Genomic DNA, 22,323 nt, shown 5'->3' with positions numbered 1-22,323 from the left:
TGACCGAGACAGTGCCACAACACCGGTCCAAATGACACATCGGAGGTTTGTCGTGGAAAAGGCAGAAATCGGACTGATCGGCCTTGCGGTCATGGGCTCCAACCTGGCGCTCAACATCGCGGAGAAAGGCAATAAAATCGCGGTGTTCAACCGCACGCCGGAGAAAACCGACGAATTCTACGAAAGCGCCGGCGATCTGAAGAAGCAGATTGTTCCCTGCAAGACGATCGAAGAGTTCGTCGATGCGATCCGGCCGCCGCGTCCGATCATCATCATGATCAAGGCGGGCGAGCCCGTCGACCAGCAGATGGAGCTGCTGCGCCCGCATCTCTCCAAGGGCGACATCATGATCGATGCCGGCAACGCCAATTTCCGCGACACCGTCGCCCGCTTCGACCGGCTGAAGAATACCGATCTGACCTTCATCGGCATGGGTGTTTCCGGCGGCGAAGAAGGTGCGCGCCATGGCCCGTCGATCATGGTCGGCGGCACCGAAGAGTCCTGGAAGCGCGTCGAGAAGGTGCTGACATCGATTGCCGCCCGCTACAATGACGAGCCCTGCGTCGCCTGGCTCGGCAATGACGGTGCCGGCCATTTCGTCAAGACCATCCATAACGGCATCGAATATGCCGACATGCAGATGATCGCCGAAATCTACGGCATCCTGCGCGACGGCCTCGGCAAGAGCGCCTCCGAAATCTCCGGCATCTTCGGCGAATGGAACAAGGGCCGGCTGAACTCCTACCTGATCGAAATCTCCGAGAAGGTGCTTGCGGCCACCGATCCGGTTTCCGGCGGGCCGATGGTCGACATGATCCTCGACAAGGCCGGCCAGAAGGGCACCGGCAAGTGGTCGGCGATCGAGGCGCAGAACATGGGTATTCCGGCAACGGCGATCGAAGCCGCAGTCGCCGCCCGCAGCCTCTCTTCGATGAAGTCGCAGCGCGAAGCCGCCGAAAAGATCTTCGGCACGCAGGCTGTGTCCTTCCCGATCGCATACGGCCCCGAGCTGAACAAGGATCTCGAACTGGCGCTGTTTGCCGCGAAGATCGGCGCCTATGCGCAGGGCTTCGCGGTGATGGCGGAAGCATCGCGCGAGTTCAACTGGTCGCTGCCGATGCCGACGATTGCCAGGATCTGGCGTGCCGGCTGCATCATTCGCTCGCAGTTCCTCGACGAGATCACCTCGGCCTTCACCAAGGCGCCCGATGCTGCCAACCTGATCGTCACGCCTGCCTTCTCCGACATGGTCAAGGAATCGATCCCGGCGCTGCGCCGTGTCGTCGGTGCCGCGATTGCCGCCGGCCTGCCGGTGCCGGCGCTGACCTCGGCGCTGACCTATTTCGACGCCTATCGCCAGGGCAGGGGAACGGCAAACCTCATCCAGGCACAGCGCGATTTCTTCGGCGCCCATGGCTTCGACCGCCTGGACGGCAAGGATTTCCACCACGGCCCCTGGGGCAGCGGTGCCTCGACTTTCTGAGGTTCAGCCCGATTTTCAAGGAGAGGCCCGGCCACCGCGCCGGGCCTTTTGATGAAAGGCCGAGGCTGAAACCCGGAGATCACGGTGAATAGCATTCGGATAGCCGCCGCGCAGACGCCGGAGTTTCGGGAGAATGTCGAGGCGGCACTGGATTATGCCTGCGGCATCGCCGCTCGTGCCGAGGCTGAGGGTGTTGCCCTGCTGGTCTTTCCCGAAGGTTTTCTCCAGGGCTACCTGACCGATGAAGCATCGGCGCGGCGCGTTGCCCTCGATCTGGCATCGGCCGAGTTCGCGGCGGTCCTCGACCGGTTGCCGAAGTCGGGACTGGTGCTGGTCATAGGGCTGATCGAGATCGATGACGGGCGATTGTTCAACACTGCCGTCGTCGTCGAGCGCGGCGTTCTCCTCGGCCGCTACCGGAAGGCCCACCTGCTGCGCGGCGAACGGGCTTTCGAGGCAGGAAAGGACAGCCCGCTCTTTGCGATCGGTGCCCTGCATTTCGGGATCAACATCTGCTACGACACCAATTTTCCGGAAGCGGCCGCAAAGGTCGCCGCGTCTGGCGCGTCGCTGATCCTATGCCTGTCCAACAACATGATGCCACGGGAAAAGGCGGAAATATTCAAGCAGCTGCATAATGCCGTTCGCGCTGAAAGATGCCGCGAGACAGGCCTGTGGCTGATATCGTCCGACGTAACGGGTGAGCGCGACGGGCGCATCGCCTGGGGGCCGACGGCGGTGCTGAACCCGGAAGGGCAGGTCGTGGCGCAGCTGCCGCTGGAGGAACCCGGCTTGCTGGTCTTCGACTTTCCTTGCATAGAACCTTTGAGCTATCGCGATTGAGGATTGATAGAGATGCTTATCCGAGACGAAACGCCGGAGGATATCGACGCGATCCATGATCTGACCTCGACCGCCTTCAAGCCGATGCCCTACAGCGACGGTACGGAAGCGGAGATTGTCCGAAGGCTTCGCGCGGCGGGCGATCTCAAGATATCGCTAGTGGCCGAGCAGGGCGGCGAGATTCTCGGGCATGTGGCGTTTTCGCCGGTGACGATCAACGGCATGCATGAAGGCTGGTTCGGATTGGGTCCGATATCGGTCAAGCCGGAGAGACAGCGGCAAGGGATCGGCAAGGTGCTGATCACAAGGGGTCTGGAACTGCTGAAGGGGATGGGCGCCAGCGGATGCGCCCTGATCGGCAATCCCGAGATCTACAGCCGTGTCGGTTTCAGCAGCGACGGACAATTGACGTACCTCGACCTCGATACGCGGCTCGTGCAGAGAATTGTCTTTCGCGGATCTCCGCCAAGCGGGACGTTGCAATTCGCCCCGGCATTTGAAAGCTAGAATATTCCGTTCAACGGCCGAAACTCCAAACCCAACTTGACAGAGAAGGCAACGACATGTCCGAAGCGGGCGCGATGACCATTCGAACCGAGCGTCTTAGGCTTCGCATGCCAGAGATCGACGATTTCGCTGCCTATGCGCAGATCATGGCGTCGCCGCGATCCGTCGGAATGGGTGGCCCGTTCGATCTGCGTGCGGCATGGGGGATGTTCTGTCACGACGTCGCCCTGTGGCAGCTTTTCGGGCATGGAGCGCTGATGATCGAGCTTGGCGAAACCGGCGAATGCGTCGGCCAGGTGGGGATCAATCACGGGCCGCTTTTTCCGGAAAAGGAACTGGGCTGGTTCGTCTACGAGGGATACGAGGGCAGAGGCTATGCGACCGAAGCGGCGTTCGGGCTACGCAACTGGGCCTTCGCGACGCTCAAGTTGCCGTCGCTCGTCAGCTATATCGCTCCCGGCAATGTCGCATCTGCTGCCGTTGCGGAACGGCTGGGCGCGCGTCTTGATCCCATAGCACCCCGAATGGATCCTGCCGATCTCGTTTACCGGCACCTCGCTTCCTGAAACGCGGAACATGGTCTTGGGCGCATTGCGATTGGTTGCAGACGTCTCAGTCCCTACATGTTGATCAGCTACTACATACTTGAAAGCGCTACAGCGTCCTTTGCGCGTCTGAAAAGACGCTCGGCGCTGTAGGATATCGGGCTCGGCAAGAGATGGGGATATCGGATGACAGGCGAGAAGCGGGAACACTGGGACGAGGTCTACCGCACGAAATCTGCCGACAGCGTCAGCTGGTATCAGCCGACGCCCGAGCCTTCCTTGCGGGCGCTTGACGAGCTGCAACTGCCGGCCATGGCCTCGCTGATCGATGTGGGCGGCGGCGCATCGAGCCTTGTCGATCGTCTTGTCGAGCGCGGGTGGTCCGACCTCACCGTCCTCGATATCGCCGCGCCGGCGCTCGAGGTCGCCAAGGCGCGGCTGCGGGATGAAGCCGCCCGGATCGCCTGGGTGGTTGCCGACGTCACTTCATGGCAGCCCGACCGCCATTACGATGTGTGGCACGACCGCGCCGTTTTTCACTTCCTCACCGAACCCGAGCAGCGGCTGGCCTATCGTCGAGCACTCGAAACCGGCACGGCGCCGGGCAGCGTCGTCATCATCGCGACCTTCGCGCCGGACGGGCCGGAACGGTGCAGCGGCTTGCCGGTCCAGCGTTACGACGCGGTGGCGCTTACGACCGAGTTCTCGTCCACCTTCGCGCTTCAGCGTGACTGGCGGGAGGAACACACGACACCCGGCGGTGGCCGGCAGTCGTTCCAGTGGTGCGTTTTTCGCAGGCGCTGAGCCCTTTTTGTGAAGGCGGCCGAGAGACACCCTGGCGATCTCGTCTACTGCTGCCTCGTTTCCCGAAGGAGGTAGTCGAGGATGAAATCCGCCCGGTCGGTGACCGCGATTTTCGGCAGCATGACGATGTCGTAGCCGAGCGTGGGATAGACGGCGGCAAGTCGATCATATTCGGCGACCGCCTCGTCGAAGCCATGGCGCCGCTCGGGGTCGGTCGTGTAGATTTCGGGCCACGGCGGCGTGAGAAAAACCCTCGGGTGATAGCGGTGGGCGGCGCTCAATTTTTCCAGGACCGGTTCTCCAGTCAGGTGCTGCAGCGCTGCCGCCGCATCGATCAGCCCGCGATCGAAGAACGTCCAGCCGGTCTGCTCACGCGCCGTCGTGTAGTCAGCCATCGCCATCTCGATTGCGCGGCGGGCAAAGGCCGCCATGTCGACCCAGGGCAGGGCTGCGCCGTCGCCTTCGAGTTCCTGTTTGACGATCCGTCGGCCGGGCTCTTCGACGATGGCATGACCGCGAGCGGCAAGTTCCGCAAGAAGCTTCGATTTTCCGCCGCCGGAACATCCCGAAATCAAGACCAGCCTGTTCATGATCAAGCTCCCGTCTCAGTCGGCCCGTCGGGCGCGCGCCAGGCCGTGGTCCACTAGGCGGTCGATGATTTCGGCGTAGGTGACGCCGCTTGCCGCCATCGCCTTGGAATACATGCTGATATCGGTGAAGCCGGGGATGGTGTTGATTTCATTGACGAGGAACCGCATGTCATCCGTCAGGAAGAAGTCGATGCGGGCCATGCCATCGCAGCCGACGGCTCTGAAGGCTTTTGCGGCCACGTCGCGCATGGCGGTCTCGATCTCCTGCGGCAGTTCGGCCGGCACTTTCAGCGCCGCACCTTTCTCGTCGATATATTTGGCATCGTAGCTATAGAAGCCGTGACTTTCGGCCGGCACGATCTCGCCCGGCCGGGAGACGAAGAGTTCTCCTGCCGTATCTTCCAAGACGCTGAATTCGATCTCACGGCCGCGCACGAATTCCTCGGCGAGCAGCGTGCGATCGTGGCGGAAGGCCTCAGTAAGGGCGGGCGCGAATTCCTGGCTGGCATGGACCTTGGCAACGCCTACCGACGATCCCTGGCGCGCCGGCTTGATGAAGAGCGGCAGGCCGAGCTCGCCTTCCAAGGCTGCCAGCGAAGGGACGGCACCCTCATGGATCGTCACCGCACGCGCCACTGGCAGGCCCGCTGCCCTCAGCAGGCGCTTGGCGATGTCCTTGTCGAGCGCTGCGGCGGAGCCGAGGATGCCGCAACCGGCGAGTGGAACGCGGGCCACCTCCGCCGCGCCTTGCACTGATCCGTCCTCGCCATGCTGGCCGTGGAGGACAGGAAACAGGATGTCGACCTTTGGTAGGTCATGCGGCGCGCCATGGGCCGGAATTGCCAGTATCCGGCCCCGTCCGCCCGGCACGAGGCAGATTTCCGTGCCTGATGAAGGCGTCGCCAGCATGCCGTCCTCGAAGCTGCTCAGCAGCCACCGTCCCTCGCGGGTGTTGAAAACAGGAACGGCGTCGTATTTTTCGGGCTTGAGCGCGCCCATGACATTGGTTGCCGAGAGCACGGAAACTTCATGCTCGGCCGAGCGGCCGCCGAAAAGCACGGCAATGCGCAGCCTGTTTGGGGATGGGGTCATGAAAGCCTCCGAAACGATCTGGTGTTGAAAAGGGTCAGGCGTCGACCGATATGCCGCGATTGGCGAAGAAACGGTCGAAGATGGCGAGCGGCAGTGTCACATCGGCCTGGCTCGCTTCGTCATGACCGGACGGGTTGTGAAAGCGAATCGTCTCCTGCGAGGCTGACGTCACCAGCACCAGGTGTCCGCCTTTCGAGAGCGGCTCGCGCTCCGGCCAGCGGATGCCCGAGTTCACCGAGGCGATGAAGAACCGGCGCTTCGACAGAAGGTCGGGAATAGCTGGCGTCTTGACGCCGGTCATCGTCTCCGCGCTAAGTCCGAAACGCTCGGCGGCGAAGCGGACGAAGGGCGCGTAAATCAGCCCTTTGATCGATGCATCGATCTCGTTGACGACATAACCGCCATAGGCGGTGCAGGCGCGGGCAAGCTCGAGGGTCGGGTGGATTTCACCGCGGGCGGCAAGGATCATCTTCAGGCAGGCCATGCCGCAGACATTGACCGCCCAGCGTGCATATTCCTCGATTGTTGCGGCCCCAGAATGGCGCCAGAGCGGATCGCTGAGCAAGGCCTGCGATCCCTCGGCAAGCACCGGCAGCGTCATGCCCGGTGATTCCCATTGGCTGAAATAGGGCACGCCGCTCTGCTGCATCCTGTCGATATCCCCGTGACTCGTCTCTTGAGATGGCGGGCAATCTTGGCTTTTTTCGAACCGATGCACGCTGACGATCCGACGGTAGGGGGCGTTTTTCCGTAGGTCTACTTAATTAAAATAAGGATATAGATTAGAAATTATGGCCGATTGATCAGCCGAGGGAGCCAAGTTTGGATTTTTTCAGATTACGGACGCTTCGCGAGCTTTCGCGCCGCGAGACAATGGCGGCGGTGGCCGATGCTATCGGCATTTCGTCGTCGGCGGTTTCTCAGCAAATCGCCCAGTTGGAGGACGAAATCGGCATTGCGCTCGTCGAGCGACGCGGGCGAGGGGTGACGCTGACACCGGCCGGCCAACGGCTCGTTGTGCATGCCGATCGGATATTCAGCATTGTCGAGGAAGCCAAGACCGATATTGCCGAGCTGCAGAATATCGTCGCCGGTGACCTGAGGATCGCCACCCAACCGTCCGCGGCGTCCTCCTTCATTCCGGCCGCGATGCGCGAGCTCGCGATCCACCATCCGCATCTCAACATCGTCATGACGACGATGGGACCTGCCGAAGGCGTGGCGGCACTCCGGGCCTGGCAGGCCGATATCGTCATTGCCGACGACATATCGTTCAATCCGTATACGCTGGAGGGCACGGCCGACACGCTGTTCCTCTGCCGCGACCAGCTCTTCGTGCTTCTGCCCGCTGGCCACAGGCTGGAGAGCGAGCCCATCATCGAACTCGCACAGCTGAGGGATGAACATTGGGCGCTCGACGTCGCCTCTAGCGCCTATTCCATGGCCATCCGCCAGGCCTGCCGCGACATCGGTTTCGAGCCTGTCATCAACGGCTTCAGTGACAGCTTCGAAGTGGTGTTCGCACTTGTCGAAGCCGGTTGCTCGATTTCGGTGATGCCCGGACTGGCGCTTCGAGATTTTGGCGAAGGCCTGACCGTCAAGCCGCTGGCGTCATCCACCTACCGGAGCATCTACGCGATTACCCGGCGCGGCGAGGTGCGTAACCCGAAGGTCGCGGCGGTGCTCGAACAACTGGTAAAGAGCGCGCCGCGGGATTTGAACAGATCCTGATTTCGCGCGAATGCACTCTTGGCAGAAGCGATCATATCGGGCACTCTTGGTTCATGGTTATGGCAACTCAAGCAGCAGACGCTCGCGCACGCGACGCACGACTTACCACCACGGCCTCCTGATCGGAGCCGAGTTAACACTGTCGTTTGCTTTCTCCTTATTTGCCTTGAGCCACAGTCCATGGACACCAGATCGTTTCCAAAGCCACATCGCGCCTTTTTCGTCCGGAGCGTCGCGCAGACGTCCTGCGCCGCAACTCCGCGCGCGTTTCGACTTAGCCGCGGCTGCCGGACGTCACCGGAGCACCGGCAGCCGTAGCTGCTCCTGAACCACAGAACGCCTCCATTTTTCAGGACACGCCGCAAAGCCGGCCGGCGCCAGGAGTAATTCATGCCTTATGATCCCACAAAGATCGAACCGAAGTGGCAGGCTTATTGGGCCGACCACCATATCTTCCGAGCGGAAATCGATCCGGCCAGACCGAAATTCTACGCACTCGACATGTTCCCATATCCTTCCGGTGCGGGCCTGCATGTCGGCCATCCTCTCGGCTATACGGCCACTGATATCACGTGCCGCTACAAACGCATGCGCGGCTTCAATGTCTTGCATCCGATGGGATGGGACAGTTTCGGCCTGCCGGCGGAGCGCCACGCGATGCGGACTGGTGTGCATCCCGACATCACGACGAAGCGCAATATCGAGACGTTTCGCGGGCAGGTGCAGAGGTTGGGTTTCTCCTATGACTGGAGCCGCGAGTTCGCCACGACCGACCCCGCCTATGTGCGCTGGACGCAGTGGATCTTCCTGAAGCTGTTCGAGAAGGGCCTCGCCTATCAGGCGGAGGTTGCGGTCAACTGGTGCCCGGCCCAGAACGCGGTGCTTGCCGACGAGGAGGTCAAGGACGGGCGCTATGTCGAGACCGGCGATCCCGTCATTCGCCGCAGGATGCGCCAGTGGATGCTGCGCATCACGGCCTATGCCGATCGGCTGCTACAGGGACTGGACGGCCTCGACTGGCCCGAAAACCTGAAAACCATGCAGCGCAACTGGATCGGACGTTCCGAGGGCGCCGAAATCCGGTTTCCGCTCGAGCACGGCAAAGAGGTCATCACCGTCTTCACGACGCGCCCAGAGACCCTGTTCGGAGCAAGCTATATCCTGCTCGCGCCGGAGCATCCTGCAGTTGCCGCCATCGTCGAGCCGGAAATGCGCAAGGCGGTGGCCGCCTATATTGCCGAGGCCGAAGGATTGGAAGAGACTGTACGGGCCGATGCCGGGCGCGAGAAGACGGGCATCTTCACCGGCGCTTATGCGATCAACCCTGCCAACGGAGCCCGGCTGCCGGTTTGGGTGGCCGATTACGTGCTGGCTGGCTACGGCACCGGCGCCCTGATGGCGGTGCCGGCTCATGACGCGCGCGATTACGCTTTTGCCCATGCGCACGAGCTGCCGATCATTCGCGTGATCGACAGCGAGGACGATATCGAAAAGGCGGCTTATGAGGGCGAGGGGGCGATGGTCAACTCCGGCTTCCTGGATGGCCTGGGCTCGCCGGAGGCGAGATCCGCCATCATCGCCTGGCTGCAGGCGAACGGCGCGGGCTGGCCGAAGGTCATGTACCGCCTGCGCGACTGGCTGTTTTCCCGCCAGCGCTACTGGGGTGAGCCGATCCCGGTGCTGCATCTGGCTGATGGCTCGGTGATGCCGCTGCCTGAGGAATGCCTGCCGCTGCTGCCGCCTGAACTGGACGACTACGCTCCGACGCCGGATGGCGAACCGCCGCTTGCCCGTGCGCAGGCCTGGGTCGAAACGATCGTGCCGGGCACCGACATTCCGGCACGGCGGGAGACCAACACGATGCCGCAATGGGCGGGGTCCTGCTGGTATTATCTCAGGTTCCTCGATCCGGAGAACACCAGCGAACCCGTCGGGCGCGAGGCCGAGCGCTATTGGATGCCGGTCGATCTCTATGTCGGCGGCGCCGAGCACGCGGTCCTGCATCTGCTCTATGCCCGCTTCTGGCATAAGGTGCTCTACGACATCGGCGTCGTTTCGACGGATGAGCCGTTCCAGCGGCTGTTCAACCAAGGCATGATCCTTGCTCATTCCTACCGCGATGCGGCGGGCCGGTATTACGCGCCGTCTTCCGTTGTCGGAGAGGAGGGTAGATGGTTCGCTGGGTCGGTCGAAGTGCAGCGCGCCGTCGAGAAGATGTCGAAGTCGCAGCTGAACGTTGTTAATCCCGACGATGTCGTCCATCAGTTCGGGGCCGACGCCTTGCGCCTGTACGAGATGTTCATGGGACCTCTGGACGCGGCAAAACCCTGGCAGACCGCTGGCGTGATCGGCGTGCGTCGGTTTCTGGAGCGTGCTTGGCGTATTGTCTGCGACGAGAGCGACGGACTCTCTCCAGTGGTGCTGGAGGCGGCCCCCGGCCCGCAGCTTCTGCGCTTGCGCCACCAGACGGTGAAGACCGTGACGGCGGATATCGAAGCAATTCGGTTCAATACCGCGGTTTCCCGGCTGATGGAACTGGCTAACGCACTGACGGTGGAAGCAGAGCGTCCGCGCGAAGTGGTGGAGACATTCGTGCTGTTGCTCGCACCCTTTGCGCCTCACATCGCGGAGGAGTTATGGAGCAAGCTTGGTCACGGGGAAACACTGACATGGGTTTCCTGGCCCACCTTCGATCCTGCAATGATCGAGATGGAGACCCGCGAATATGTCGTGCAGATCAACGGCAAGGTTCGCCACCGCTTCGAAGCCGCCGCCGACCTCGGCGAGGCGCTGCTTGCGGCGGCGCGATCCGAACCCGCTGTCATGGCCTTGCTCGACGGCAAAACGGTGGTCAAGGAAGTTCTGGTCCCGGGGCGACTGGTGAATTTCGTCGTCGAAGACCTGTGATGATCCAAAGCGGATCGTCGGATTTGAGCCCGACGGTCCGTTCCCTCAACCGACCGCCTACCTGCCGCTCTCCGGCCAGGTCGGCTGGCTTACGCTCTGCAGCAGTTCCGGTTCGACGCCGTCGATGCGTGCGATGACGGCTTTTGCCATTTCGCGGCCGGCTTGGCGCACGTCTTCCTGCGCGGTGATGATCTCGGGGCGGATCCAGTTCAGGATGGGCACCGATTGCTTGGAAACCATGTCGAGATCGCGGCCGAGCGCCTTGCCGGCGGCCTCGATGCCGGCATTGACGGCGATTGCAGCACTGCCGGCCGAACAGACGATGCCGTCGGGGGCGTTGCCCGAGCGCATCATCACCTCGACGATGTCGCGGATGTCGGCGAGCGGTGCGTCGGTGTTGACGCGTAGCGGCACTTCCTCGGCGCCGTAATCATGCAGGCCGGTCTGGAAGCCGATGCGGATATGGGCGTAGTAGGTGAGCTTGCTCGGCGGCTGCAGCAGGGCGATGCGGCGCCGGCCGCGCTTGACGAGCCTTTCCACCGCTTGATGCGCGAAGGCCTCGTTGTCGAAATCGTGGAAGGGGTGCGTCAAGCCCGCATCGGTGCGCCCATGCGTGGCAAAGGGCATGCCGCGCTCGCTCAGCAGCCGCACGCGCGGATCGTCCGGCTCGATGCGGGAGATGATGACGCCGTCGGCCGAACCGGTATCGAGGATATAGCGAACCGGCAGCATCGGGTCCTTGCTGTGGGAATGCGGCGTGATGACGATATGATAGGGCGTGCCGGATAGCACCTCGGAAATGCCGAAGACCATCTGGCTCGAGAAGCCCATGATCTCCTCGTCGATGCTGAGAACGAGGGCGATGACGTTGGTCTTGCCGGTGCGCAGGCGCACACCTGCCCTGTTCGGCTGGTAGCCGAGCTGGCGGGCGACCATGCGCACCCGCTCCTTGGTTTCCGCCCCAATATCCGGCGCATCCTTCAGCGCGCGCGACACCGTCGTCACGCCAAGGCCGGTCATGAAGGCGATCGTCTTCAACGTCGGGCGCTCGCGCGCTGCCGGCGTCGATGCCGCGTTCCCGAAATTTCCCTTGTTTTCCATCCCTTTAGGCCGTCCTGCGCGAATTGGTGTCGCTTATAGAGGCTTTTTCCAGCGTCGTAAGCCCGCCGCATGCCAAAATCGCACCTCCCTGAAGAATGCAATCTGTAACGATACAGTAGAAATGTCGAGTGCTTTTTGTTGTGTGCATTGCAGCATCATACGCATAGGTTGAATCGGCAATTCGTGCTCTGTTTTTTTGCGTTTGCGAAGAGGCTAAATCGCTCTGCTAAATTTATCATGTAAAATTATTATGTAAATTCAAATAGATAAATTGAAAACGCATGTGCGAGAACGGCCGACTGAATATCGCTTCAGGGGATGCGGCGCCTCTGATGGAAACAGCCAAAAGTAGCAATTCTCGTTATCGCGGAAAAATTTGCCTGCGGACAGTTGCGTGGAGAAATCGATTGATCTAAGTTTTTCCGGCAACGTTTCAGTGAGGGAGGAGAACTCATGAAAATCCGTATATTGGCGGCCGTGCTTGCCGCCTCGGTCGCGCTTCCGTTCGGCGGCGCCAACGCCACCGATCTCGAAGTCACGCACTGGTGGACTTCGGGCGGCGAATCCGCTGCCGTCGCCGAGTTGGCAAAGGCATTCGACGCCACCGGCAACCACTGGGTCGACGGTGCTATCGCCGGTTCCGGCGGCACTGCCCGTCCGATCATGATCAGCCGCATCACTGGCGGCGATCCAATGGGCGCCACTCAGTTCAACCATGGCCGCCAGGCCGAGGAACTCGTTCAGGCCGGCCTTATGCGCGACCTGACCGATGTGGCGACCGCCGAGCACTGGAAGGATATCATTCGTCCGTCGAGCCTGCTCGATTCCTGCACCATCGACGGCAAGATCTACTGCGCTCCCGTCAACATCCACTCCTGGCAGTGGCTGTGGCTTTCGAACGCCGCCTTCAAGAAGGCCGGTGTCGAGGTTCCGAAGAACTGGGATGAGTTCGTCGCTGCGGCTCCGGCTCTCGAAAAGGCCGGCATCATTCCGCTCGCCGTCGGCGGTCAGCCGTGGCAGGCGACAGGCGCTTTCGACGTGCTGATGGTCGCGGTCGCCGGCAAGGATACCTTCAACAAGGTCTTCAAGGACAAGGATGCGGAAGTTGCCGCCGGTCCCGAAATCGCCAAGGTGTTCAAGGCGGCCGACGATGCTCGGCGCATGGCCAAAGGCAGCAACGTTCAGGATTGGAACCAGGCCACCAACCTTGTCATCACAGGCAAGGCCGGCGGCCAGATCATGGGCGACTGGGCACAGGGTGAGTTCGCGCTCGCCGGTCAGAAGGCCGGTACCGACTATACCTGCCTGCCGGGCCTCGGCGTGAACGAGATCATCTCGACGGGCGGCGACGCCTTCTACTTCCCGCTGCTGAAGGACGAAGAAAAGTCCAAGGCGCAGGCGGTGCTTGCCAAGACCCTGCTCGATCCCAAGACCCAGGTTGCCTTTAACCTGAAGAAGGGTTCGCTGCCGGTTCGCGGCGACGTCGATCTCGCTGCCGCCAACGACTGCATGAAGAAGGGTCTCGACATCCTGGCCAAGGGCAACGTGATCCAAGGCACCGACCAGCTGCTTTCGGCCGACAGCCAGAAGCAGAAGGAAGACCTTTTCTCCGAATTCTTCGCCAATCCGTCGATGACGCCGGAAGACGCTCAGAAGCGTTTCGCCGGGATCATCGCTTCTGCTGACTGATCAGCAGATTTGCTGCCCTTGCGGTCCGGCTCCCATCGGGGCCGGATCGTTCCGGACGGTCGGTGATGGTCCGGCGGGCGGCGGCGTCTCTCTGGTATCTTCAGCAGGTTTCAGAGGTGGAGACGACAGGCGGCGCCTTGCCGTTCTGTTAGTTGTCGCAGTTGCGATTGAGGAGAAGTGTTTATGACGGGTCAAGCGCGAGCAGGCCGGCCAAACAAGTTACTGCGCAATCTGAATGCCAAGATTGCGTCTATCCCGATGATCCTGACAGCGCTGGTGATCTTTGTCGGCGGCACGTTTTGGACGGTCTTTTATTCTTTCACCAATTCCAAGCTCCTTCCGCGGTTGAGCTTTGTCGGCTTCGATCAGTACCAGCGCCTCTGGGCGGCACCACGCTGGGTGACGGCGATCGAGAATCTGGCTGTCTACGGCATCCTCTCGCTGATCTTCAGCCTGGTCATCGGTTTCATGCTCGCGGCGCTGATGGACCAGAAAATCCGCTTCGAAAACACCTTCCGCACCATCTTTCTCTATCCTTTCGCGCTGTCCTTCATCGTGACAGGCCTCGTCTGGCAATGGGTTCTGAATCCCGATTTCGGCATTCAGGCGGTGGTGCGCTCGATCGGGTGGACGAGCTTCACCTTCAATCCGCTCTATACGCCTGAAATCGTCATCTACGGCATTCTGATCGCGGCGCTGTGGCAGGGAACGGGTCTCGTCATGTGCCTGATGCTTGCCGGCCTGCGTGGGATCGACGAGGATATCTGGAAAGCGGCGCGCGTGGACGGCATTCCGATGTGGAGGACCTATCTCTTCATCGTGATCCCGATGATGCGGCCGGTCTTTATCACGACGATCGTGATCATCGCCTCCGGCATCGTCAAGGTCTACGACCTCGTGGTCGCGCAGACATCGGGCGGACCGGGCATCTCGTCGGAAGTGCCGGCGAAATATGTCTACGACTACATGTTCCAGGCGCAGAACCTGGGGCAGGGCTTTGCTGCCTCGACCATGATGCTCGTCACAGTCGCGATCATCATCGTTCCGTGGGCCTATCTGGAATTCGGCGGAGGGCGCAAGCGTGGCTGAAGTAGGAACTCTCAACACCACCGCTGCCGGCATCGACGCCGTCGGGGCTAAACTCGCCGAAGGCCCCAGCGGCCCCCGGCCACGCCCGGCACTGTCGGCGCGCAACATCATGCTCTACGGCACGCTGATCGTCGCAGCGCTTTACTATCTGCTGCCGCTCTATGTGATGGTGGTGACTTCGCTGAAGGGCATGCCGGAAATCCGGCTCGGCAACATCTTTTCGCCGCCGGTGGAGATCACCTTCGAACCCTGGGTGAAAGCCTGGGCGCAGGCCTGTACCGGGCTCAACTGCGATGGCCTGTCGCGGGGTTTCTGGAATTCGGTGCGCATCACGGTGCCGTCGGTCATCATCTCGATCGCGATAGCCTCGGTGAACGGCTACGCGCTGGCAAACTGGCGCTTCAGGGGCTCTGAGCTTTTCTTCTCGATCCTCATCATCGGCGCATTCATTCCCTATCAGGTGATGATCTATCCGATCGTCATCATCCTGCGCGAAATCGGCATCTATGGCACGCTGACCGGCCTCGTCATCGTGCATTCGATCTTCGGCATGCCGATCCTGACGCTGCTCTTCCGCAATTATTTCGTGTCGCTGCCGGAGGAACTGTTCAAGGCGGCGCGTGTCGACGGGGCGGGCTTCTGGCAAATCTTCCTGCGGATTATGCTGCCGATGTCGCTGCCGATCTTCGTGGTCGCGATGATCCTGCAGGTGACCGGCATCTGGAACGACTTCCTGTTCGGCGTGGTCTTCACCCGGCCGGATACCTATCCGATGACCGTGCAGCTCAACAACATCGTCAATTCCGTCCAGGGCGTGAAGGAATACAACGTCAACATGGCGGCAACGATCCTGACGGGTCTCGTGCCGCTCATCGTCTACTTCGTGTCGGGACGGCTTTTCGTCCGCGGCATCGCCGCCGGCGCAGTGAAGGGTTGATCTCATGAATATGAATGCAAGCGTCTCCATCAAGGATCTATCCCTGAATTTCGGCGCGGTCAGCGTGCTGAAGGATCTCAATCTCGACATCAACGACGGTGAATTCCTCGTGCTGCTCGGCTCGTCCGGCTGCGGCAAGTCGACCTTGCTCAATTGCATCGCCGGCCTGCTCGATGCCTCGGAAGGGCAGATCTTCATCAAGGGCAAGAACGTTACCTGGGAAGAGCCAAAGGACCGCGGCATCGGCATGGTGTTCCAGTCCTATGCGCTCTATCCGCAGATGACCGTCGAGAAGAACCTGTCCTTCGGTCTTCGCGTCGCCAAGGTGCCGCAGGCAGAGATCGACAAGCGGGTGGCGCGCGCCTCCGAAATCCTGCAGATTCAGCCGCTCCTGAAACGCAAGCCGGCCGAGCTTTCCGGCGGCCAGCGCCAGCGCGTTGCGATCGGCCGGGCACTGGTGCGCGATGTCGACGTCTTCCTGTTCGACGAGCCGCTATCCAATCTCGACGCCAAACTCCGCTCGGAGCTGCGCGTCGAGATCAAGCGCCTGCACCAGTCGCTGAAGAACACGATGATCTACGTCACCCACGACCAGATCGAGGCGCTGACGCTTGCCGACCGCATCGCCATCATGAAGAGCGGCATCATCCAGCAGCTCGACGATCCGACGACAATCTACAACAGGCCGCGCAATCTGTTCGTCGCCGGCTTCATCGGTTCGCCGTCGATGAATTTCCTGCACGGCGAGCTGGTCAAATCAGGCGACGGCATTGCCTTTTCGGCCAACGGCGTCATTTTCTCGCTCGCTGCCTACGACGCCAGCGAGACGCTGCAGCCCGGCCGCAAGGTGGTGCTCGGCGTTCGTCCAGAACACATCAAGGTCAACGAGAATACCGGCGGCGAAGAACATGACGCCACCGTCGATATCGAGGAGCCGATGGGTGCGGACAATCTGCTGTGGCTGAAACATGCCGGTCACACGATGTCGGTACGTGTCAACGGCGCACGCCGCTTCAACGTCGGAGCCAAGGTGAAGCTCAGCTTCGACATGACGGTCGCCTCAGTCTTCGACGCCGAAAGCGAGCTGCGTCTCTAGAAGGTTCTGCGGGCGGGGCCGAAATGGCGCCGCCCTATTTCCAATCGGCCATCAGGCCAGCCAAATTCGGCCGCGGTCCGGCTTGTCCGGCGATTCCCAGGAGCGGTCCGATCAGGATATGACTATGACATCCTTGCCGAAGAACGGTTTCAACATCGACCTTTCCGGTTCGTGGCAGCTCGCCTCCGTCGACGGCGAGATCCGCACCGCGATCATGCTGCCGGGCGACGTGCACACGGCTCTGCACCGGGCAGGATTGGTCCCCGATCCCTATTTCGGCCGCAACGAGGAAAAGGTGCAGTGGGTCGCCGAGCGCGAATGGGCGGTCGAGCGCAGCTTCACGCTTCAGGAGGTCGAGGGCGACTGGTATCTCGATATCGACTATCTCGACACGGTCGCCAGCGTCCACGTCAACGGCTTCCTGGCGCTCGAAGCCGATAACAGCTTCCGCCGCTACCGGCCTGATGTCTCCAGCATGCTGAAATCAGGCGACAACAGTATCCGCATCGTCTTTGCCTCCAACATTGCCGTCGGCGCTGCGCGACAGAAGCAGCAGCCGTTCTACATTCCCTACAGTACCGGTAATTCGCCAATCCCCGACGGCAACATGCTGCGCAAGCCTCAATGCCATTTCGGCTGGGACTGGAACATCGCCATTGCCCCGCTCGGCCTTTACGGGACGATCGCGCTGAAGAAGCTCGAAACCGCGCGCATCGAACATGTGGTCACCCGCCAGACCCACAATAACGACGGCTCGGTCGACCTTAAAGTGACGGCGACGCTGTTTTCCAAGGGACCAGACATTGCCCAGGTCTATTTCGAGCTCGACGGCGAGCGCGTGCGCCTGGATGTCGGCGTCAACGGCGAGACCCATGTCAACCACCTCTTCCATATCGACAATCCACGCCTCTGGTGGCCCTCCAGCAGCGGCGAGCAGGCGCTCTACAGGCTTTCCGTCGAATTGCCGACCGATGAGGTGACCAAGCAGATCGGCCTTCGCACCGTCGAGCTGATCACCACGCCGGATGCATCAGGCAGCCGCTTCGCCTTCAAGGTCAACGGCCGCGAGATCTTCTGCCGCGGCGCCAACTGGATCCCGGCCGACGCGCTGTTTTCGCTGTCTTCGCCTGAGAAGACCGAGGATCTGCTGCAATCGGCCAAAGCCGCCAATATGAACATGATCCGCGTGTGGGGCGGCGGCTTCTACGAGCAGGATCATTTCTACGATCTCTGCGACCGGCTGGGCCTCATGGTCTGGCAGGACTTCATGTTCGCCTGCAACCTCTACCCCTCGACCGAGGACTTCCTCGACAATGTAACGATCGAGGTCGATTACCAGGTGCGCCGGCTCTCCTCGCATGCCTCGATCGCGCTCTGGTGCGGCGACAACGAGCTGGTCGGGGCGCTGACCTGGTTCGAGGAATCGAGGAAGGACCGCGACCGCTATCTCGTCTCCTATGATCGCCTCAACCGCACCATCGAGCAGGCGGTGAAGAAGGCGCTTCCCGGCGCGCTCTGGTGGCCGTCGAGCCCGGCGTCCGGCTATCTCGATTTCGGCGATGCCTGGCATGCCGACGGGTCCGGCGACATGCATTACTGGTCGGTCTGGCACGAGAACAAGTCGTTCGACAATTATCGCTCGGTGCGTCCACGCTTCTGCTCGGAATTCGGCTTCCAGTCCTATACCTCGCTGCCCGTCATCAAGACCTATGCCGAGGCGAAGGACATGAATGTCGCTTCCCCGGTCATGGAACTGCACCAGAAGAATGCCGGCGGCAACGAGCGCATCGCCGCCACGATGTTCCGCTATTTCCGCTTCCCCAAGGATTTCCCGAACTTCGTCTATCTCAGCCAGATCCAGCAGGGGCTGGCGATCAAGACAGCGGTGGAATACTGGCGGTCGCTCAAACCCCATTGCATGGGCACGATCTACTGGCAGCTCAACGACACCTGGCCGGTCGCCTCCTGGTCGAGCCTCGACTATGGCGGCCGCTGGAAGGCGATGCACTATCTCGTCAAGCGCTTCTTCCAGCCGGTCGCGGTCGCGGCCATTCCTTCCGACGACGGAAAAACGATCCGTTTCTCGCTTGTCAACGACACGCTTGCCGATGTCAGCGTCGACCTTTCGATCTCGGTCCTGACGACGAAGGGCGAACGCCGGCACCTCAAGGACGTGCAGGCCATATGTTCGCCGGATGCGGCCGTCACTGCCGCGAGCATCGACGTTTCCGATATTCCCGAGGGAACGCTGCTTGCCTGGCAGTTCACCGCCTCGAACGGCATGGGTGGCGAGGGGCATTACGTCAACGGCACCTACAAGGCGTTGGAGCTGGAGCCCGCGGGGCTTGCTGTTACCCACGAATATGTCGAGGAGAATGGCTCCGTCGACATCAACGTCACCGCGAAAGGACTTGCGCTTTTTGTGATGATCGAGACCGAGACGGACGGCAAATATTCCGACAACGCCTTCGATCTTGCGGCCGGCGAGAGCCGCCGCATCACCTTTACCCCGGCACGGCCGCTTGATCGTGGCGCGCTTCCGGAGTTTCGGTTCTACGACCTGTATTCCTGCCAGTCGGCGGATTGATCTTGCAAGAATGGGCACGAGGCCCAAGGAGAACATGATGACGAAACTCAGCTACCAGCTCTATAGTGCCCGCAACTTCCAGCCTTATTCGGCGATCTTCGAAAAGCTCGGCAAATCAGGCTATGCCGAGGTCGAGGGCTTCGGCGGCATCTATGCCGATCTCGACGATGCCGGGCTGAAGAGCCTTCGCGCTGAGCTCGACAAGAATGGCCTGGTCATGGCGAGCGGCCATTTCAGCCCTGATTTCCTGGAGAAGGAAGTTCAGAAGTCGCTGAACATTGCCAAGATCCTCGGCATGGATTCGATCTATGCGCCGCATCTTGCCGCCGAGGAACGCCCGTCCGATGCTGCCGGCTGGGTCGCCTTCGGCAAGCGCCTGCAGGAGATCAGCAAGCCCTACAAGGCTGCCGGCTACGAATTCGGCTGGCACAATCATGATTTCGAATTCTTCAAGCTGCAGGACGGCTCGCGGCCGATCGAGCACATCTTCGAAGGCGCGCCCGACATTTCCTGGGAAGCCGATATCGCCTGGGTGATCCGCGGCGGCGCCGATCCCTTCGCCTGGATCGAGAAGCTCGGACCGCGCATCACCGCTGTGCATGTCAAGGACATCGCACCGGCCGGCGAGGCGACGGATGAGAGCGGCTGGGCCGATGTCGGCCACGGCAAGGTCGAGTGGGCCAGGCTGATGACGGCGTTGCGCGCCACCAAGGCCAAGCACTACGTCGTCGAACACGACAACCCGAATGACATCGACCGCAATATCAGCCGCTCGATCGCATCCTTCCAGACCTACTGAGGCTTCATCATGACCCAGGAACTTGGCGTCGGCATCATCGGATGCGGCAACATCTCCACCACTTACTTCTCACTGGCACCGCTCTTCAGGGGGCTGAAGGTGCTGGCCTGCGCCGACATCAACGCGCAGGCGGCCGAGGCGCGCGCCAAGGAATATGGCGTCAAAGCGCAGACGATCGACGAGCTTCTCGTCAATGACGAGATCGACGTCGTCGTCAACTTGACGATCCCGGATGCGCATTTCCGGGTATCGAAGGCGATCCTCGAAGCCGGAAAACACGTCTATTCCGAAAAGCCGCTGGTGCTTTCGCTTGAAGAGGGCGAGGAGCTTCGCCGCATCGCCAAGCAGAAGAACCTTGCCGTCGGCTGCGCGCCCGACACTTTCCTCGGCGGCGCCCATCAGCTCGCCCGCAAGTTCATCGACGACGGCGGCATCGGCCGGGTGACCTCGGGCGCCTGCTACGTCATGAGCCCCGGCATGGAGATGTGGCATCCCAACCCGGATTTCTTCTTCCTGCCGGGCGGCGGCCCGATCCTCGATCTCGGCCCTTATTACATCGCCAACCTGATCAACCTGATCGGCCCGGTCAAACGTGTCGGCGGCATGACCTCGATGGCGTCGCCGACCCGCACCATCACCAGCCAGCCGCGTAACGGCGAGATCATCCCGGTCAAGACGCCGACGACGATCCAGGCGCTGCTCGAATTCGTCAACGGCGCCACGGTGACGCTGACGGCGAGTTGGGACGTCTGGTCGCATCGCCACGCCAACATGGAGCTCTACGGCACCGACGGCTCGCTCTACGTGCCGGACCCGAACTTCTTCGGCGGCACCGTCGAGGCAAGCGGCCGCGACAAGGACATCAAGCCGCTCGACGCCTGGGAGCATCCATTCGGCAAGATCAACCAGGAAAGCCCGAACGGATCGCGCGCCAACTACCGCACCGCCGGGCTTGCCGATATGGCGATGTCGCTGATCGAAGGCCGTGATGCACGCTGCTCGCTTGACCGCACGCTGCACGGCGTCGACGTCATGACCTCGATCCTGAAATCGGGCGAGGAGGGTCGTTTCATCGACCTGACCACGACCTGCACGCAGCCGGCCGCCCTCGGCATCGAAGAAGCGCAGGCGCTTTTGAAGTAGAGAGCACGCGCGCCTTGGGCTTGCCGTATCGGCGCGCTCGTTACAATAGTTTCGTCAACCTCGGGCCTGTCCCACGGCTGCGCGGTTCGCGCCGATGGTTGCCCCTCACCCTAACCCTCTCCCCCGTAAAGACGGGGAGAGGGGACGCGCCAAACGCAGCGTCGAGGTCGAGGTTGAGGTTGAGGAAGGCGGCGCGGCATGCCCCTTCGCCCCGTTTACGGGGAGAAGGTGGCGGCAGCCGGATGAGGGGCAGGTGTCGGCAATCTCTTGGCCGATGATGTCGCATGACGACGATATAGCTATTTTATCAAGGAGACATTCAGATGAGCTGGCAACCGGCCGCAGACCGCTATTCGAAAATGAAATATAACCGCACGGGCCGTTCCGGCCTGAAGCTCCCGGCCGTCTCCCTCGGCCTCTGGCACAATTTCGGCGGCGAGACGCCGCATGACCGCAAGATCGATATGTGCCGCACGGCCTTCGACCTCGGCATCACTCATTTCGACCTCGCCAACAATTACGGCCCGCCTCCCGGCAGTGCCGAGACCGCTTTCGGCGAAATCATGCGCACCGAATTCGTCGGGCTTCGCGACGAGTTGATCATCTCATCCAAGGCCGGCTACGACATGTGGCCTGGCCCTTACGGCGAATGGGGCAGCCGCAAGTATCTGATCGCCTCCTGCGATCAGAGCCTGAAGCGGATGGGCCTCGACTATGTCGACATCTTCTATTCGCACCGCTTCGACCCGGAAACGCCATTGGAAGAGACCTGCGGCGCTCTCGACCATATCGTCCGTTCCGGCCGGGCACTCTATGTCGGCATCTCCTCCTATAATTCGCAGCGCTCGAGAGAAGCCGCGGCAATCCTCAAGGAGCTCGGTACGCCGTGCCTGATCCACCAGCCGAGCTATTCGATGCTCAACCGCTGGGTCGAGGACGACAGGCTGCTCGATACGCTCGACGAGGTCGGCATGGGCTCGATCGTCTTTTCGCCGCTTGCCCAGGGCATGCTGACGACGAAATATCTCGGCGGCATTCCCGAAGACAGCCGCGCGGCGCAGAACCATTTCCTGAAGCGTGACTACATCCGCCCCTCGATCATCGACAATATCCGCAAGCTCAACGAGATCGCCGAAAGGCGCGGCCAGACTCTGGCGCAGATGGCGATCGCCTGGGTGCTGCGTGGCGGGCGCGTGACCTCGGCGCTGATCGGCGCAAGCCGCTCGTCGCAGATCGTCGATTGCGTCAAGGCGCTCGACAATCTCGAATTCAGCGTCGAGGAGCTTGCCGAGATCGACGTCTACGCCCGCGAGGCCGACATCAACCTCTGGGCAAAGTCCGCCGAACGCGAATAGCTACGTCAGGCCCGGAGGCAAGTCT

The 22,323-nt window shown here is 61.5% G+C and carries 19 protein-coding genes; 15 read left to right on the top strand and 4 right to left on the bottom strand.

The features are described from left to right. Positions 1-31: 31 nt before the first annotated feature. The 5 genes from gnd (at position 32) to C3Y91_RS10840 (ending at position 4,182) form a co-directional block, all read left to right on the top strand. The gene (gene gnd / locus C3Y91_RS10860; protein WP_024322083.1) at positions 32-1,483 is read left to right on the top strand and encodes an NADP-dependent phosphogluconate dehydrogenase; all 1,452 of its coding nucleotides are present in this window, start codon (positions 32-34) and stop codon (positions 1,481-1,483) included. 84 nt (positions 1,484-1,567) lie between these two features. Further along, positions 1,568-2,326 carry a carbon-nitrogen hydrolase family protein gene (locus C3Y91_RS10855; protein ID WP_024322082.1) on the top strand — a complete coding sequence of 253 codons (759 nt, stop codon included), beginning with the start codon at positions 1,568-1,570 and terminating at the stop codon, positions 2,324-2,326. Between the two features lie 12 nt (positions 2,327-2,338). Further along, positions 2,339-2,833 (top strand): GNAT family N-acetyltransferase, encoded by a 495-nt coding sequence (locus tag C3Y91_RS10850; protein WP_024322081.1) that lies wholly within the window; start codon positions 2,339-2,341, stop codon positions 2,831-2,833. A gap of 56 nt (positions 2,834-2,889) precedes the next feature. After that, positions 2,890-3,399, top strand: coding sequence for a GNAT family N-acetyltransferase (locus C3Y91_RS10845; RefSeq protein WP_024322080.1), 510 nt, complete (start codon positions 2,890-2,892; stop codon positions 3,397-3,399). A 165-nt stretch (positions 3,400-3,564) separates the two neighbouring features. Further along, complete coding sequence (locus C3Y91_RS10840; protein ID WP_018074618.1) at positions 3,565-4,182, top strand: class I SAM-dependent methyltransferase; 618 nt, start codon at positions 3,565-3,567, stop codon at positions 4,180-4,182. A 44-nt stretch (positions 4,183-4,226) separates the two neighbouring features. On the opposite strand, the gene C3Y91_RS10835 is transcribed toward C3Y91_RS10840, so the two are convergent. From C3Y91_RS10835 to C3Y91_RS10825, 3 genes are read right to left on the bottom strand one after another with little or no spacing between them, the layout of a single operon-like run. Beyond that, the gene (locus C3Y91_RS10835) at positions 4,227-4,772 is read right to left on the bottom strand and encodes an AAA family ATPase (RefSeq protein ID WP_024322079.1); all 546 of its coding nucleotides are present in this window, start codon (positions 4,770-4,772) and stop codon (positions 4,227-4,229) included. A gap of 15 nt (positions 4,773-4,787) precedes the next feature. Continuing rightward, entirely contained in the window at positions 4,788-5,864 is a 1,077-nt protein-coding gene (locus C3Y91_RS10830; protein WP_024322078.1) for a D-alanine--D-alanine ligase family protein, read from the bottom strand. A 34-nt stretch (positions 5,865-5,898) separates the two neighbouring features. Then, on the bottom strand, positions 5,899-6,513 hold the full coding sequence (locus C3Y91_RS10825; protein WP_075224913.1) for a cysteine peptidase family C39 domain-containing protein: 615 nt from the start codon (positions 6,511-6,513) through the stop codon (positions 5,899-5,901). A gap of 173 nt (positions 6,514-6,686) precedes the next feature. Here C3Y91_RS10825 and C3Y91_RS10820 point away from each other — a divergent pair, with 173 nt between their 5' ends. Next, positions 6,687-7,595 carry a LysR family transcriptional regulator gene (locus C3Y91_RS10820; protein WP_024322076.1) on the top strand — a complete coding sequence of 303 codons (909 nt, stop codon included), beginning with the start codon at positions 6,687-6,689 and terminating at the stop codon, positions 7,593-7,595. A gap of 390 nt (positions 7,596-7,985) precedes the next feature. Beyond that, positions 7,986-10,502 (top strand): leucine--tRNA ligase, encoded by a 2,517-nt coding sequence (leuS, locus tag C3Y91_RS10815; protein ID WP_024322075.1) that lies wholly within the window; start codon positions 7,986-7,988, stop codon positions 10,500-10,502. 57 nt (positions 10,503-10,559) lie between these two features. Here leuS and C3Y91_RS10810 read toward each other — a convergent pair whose 3' ends face one another. After that, a complete protein-coding gene (locus tag C3Y91_RS10810) occupies positions 10,560-11,603 on the bottom strand; it encodes a LacI family transcriptional regulator (protein ID WP_024322074.1) in 1,044 nt (347 codons plus the stop codon). A gap of 453 nt (positions 11,604-12,056) precedes the next feature. Between C3Y91_RS10810 and C3Y91_RS10805 the strand changes: the two genes are divergently transcribed. The 8 genes from C3Y91_RS10805 to mgrA all read left to right on the top strand — a co-directional run bounded on the left by C3Y91_RS10805 (position 12,057) and on the right by mgrA (position 22,298). Further along, a complete protein-coding gene (locus C3Y91_RS10805; RefSeq protein ID WP_024322073.1) occupies positions 12,057-13,292 on the top strand; it encodes an ABC transporter substrate-binding protein in 1,236 nt (411 codons plus the stop codon). 183 nt (positions 13,293-13,475) lie between these two features. Continuing rightward, positions 13,476-14,381: a carbohydrate ABC transporter permease gene (locus tag C3Y91_RS10800; RefSeq protein ID WP_017964644.1), complete on the top strand. Its 906-nt coding sequence runs from the start codon at positions 13,476-13,478 to the stop codon at positions 14,379-14,381. Beyond that, complete coding sequence (locus C3Y91_RS10795) at positions 14,374-15,318, top strand: carbohydrate ABC transporter permease (RefSeq protein ID WP_024322072.1); 945 nt, start codon at positions 14,374-14,376, stop codon at positions 15,316-15,318. Before C3Y91_RS10800 ends, C3Y91_RS10795 begins: the two co-directional genes overlap by 8 nt. A gap of 4 nt (positions 15,319-15,322) precedes the next feature. Continuing rightward, on the top strand, positions 15,323-16,414 hold the full coding sequence (locus tag C3Y91_RS10790) for an ABC transporter ATP-binding protein (RefSeq protein WP_018074626.1): 1,092 nt from the start codon (positions 15,323-15,325) through the stop codon (positions 16,412-16,414). 124 nt (positions 16,415-16,538) lie between these two features. Beyond that, complete coding sequence (locus C3Y91_RS10785) at positions 16,539-19,001, top strand: beta-mannosidase (protein WP_164593530.1); 2,463 nt, start codon at positions 16,539-16,541, stop codon at positions 18,999-19,001. A gap of 37 nt (positions 19,002-19,038) precedes the next feature. Next, on the top strand, positions 19,039-19,800 hold the full coding sequence (locus C3Y91_RS10780) for a sugar phosphate isomerase/epimerase family protein (RefSeq protein ID WP_130655705.1): 762 nt from the start codon (positions 19,039-19,041) through the stop codon (positions 19,798-19,800). A gap of 9 nt (positions 19,801-19,809) precedes the next feature. Beyond that, positions 19,810-20,943, top strand: coding sequence for a Gfo/Idh/MocA family protein (locus tag C3Y91_RS10775; protein WP_130655704.1), 1,134 nt, complete (start codon positions 19,810-19,812; stop codon positions 20,941-20,943). 323 nt (positions 20,944-21,266) lie between these two features. Next, the gene (gene mgrA / locus C3Y91_RS10770) at positions 21,267-22,298 is read left to right on the top strand and encodes an L-glyceraldehyde 3-phosphate reductase (protein ID WP_130655703.1); all 1,032 of its coding nucleotides are present in this window, start codon (positions 21,267-21,269) and stop codon (positions 22,296-22,298) included. Positions 22,299-22,323 lie beyond the last annotated feature (25 nt).

Origin of the sequence: Rhizobium ruizarguesonis (assembly GCF_012349115.1) — a bacterium.
In the GTDB taxonomy this organism is placed as follows: Bacteria; Pseudomonadota; Alphaproteobacteria; order Rhizobiales; family Rhizobiaceae; genus Rhizobium; species Rhizobium ruizarguesonis.
The sequence above is the reverse complement of the archived record's forward strand: the minus strand, read 5'-3'. Positions and strand labels throughout refer to the sequence as shown.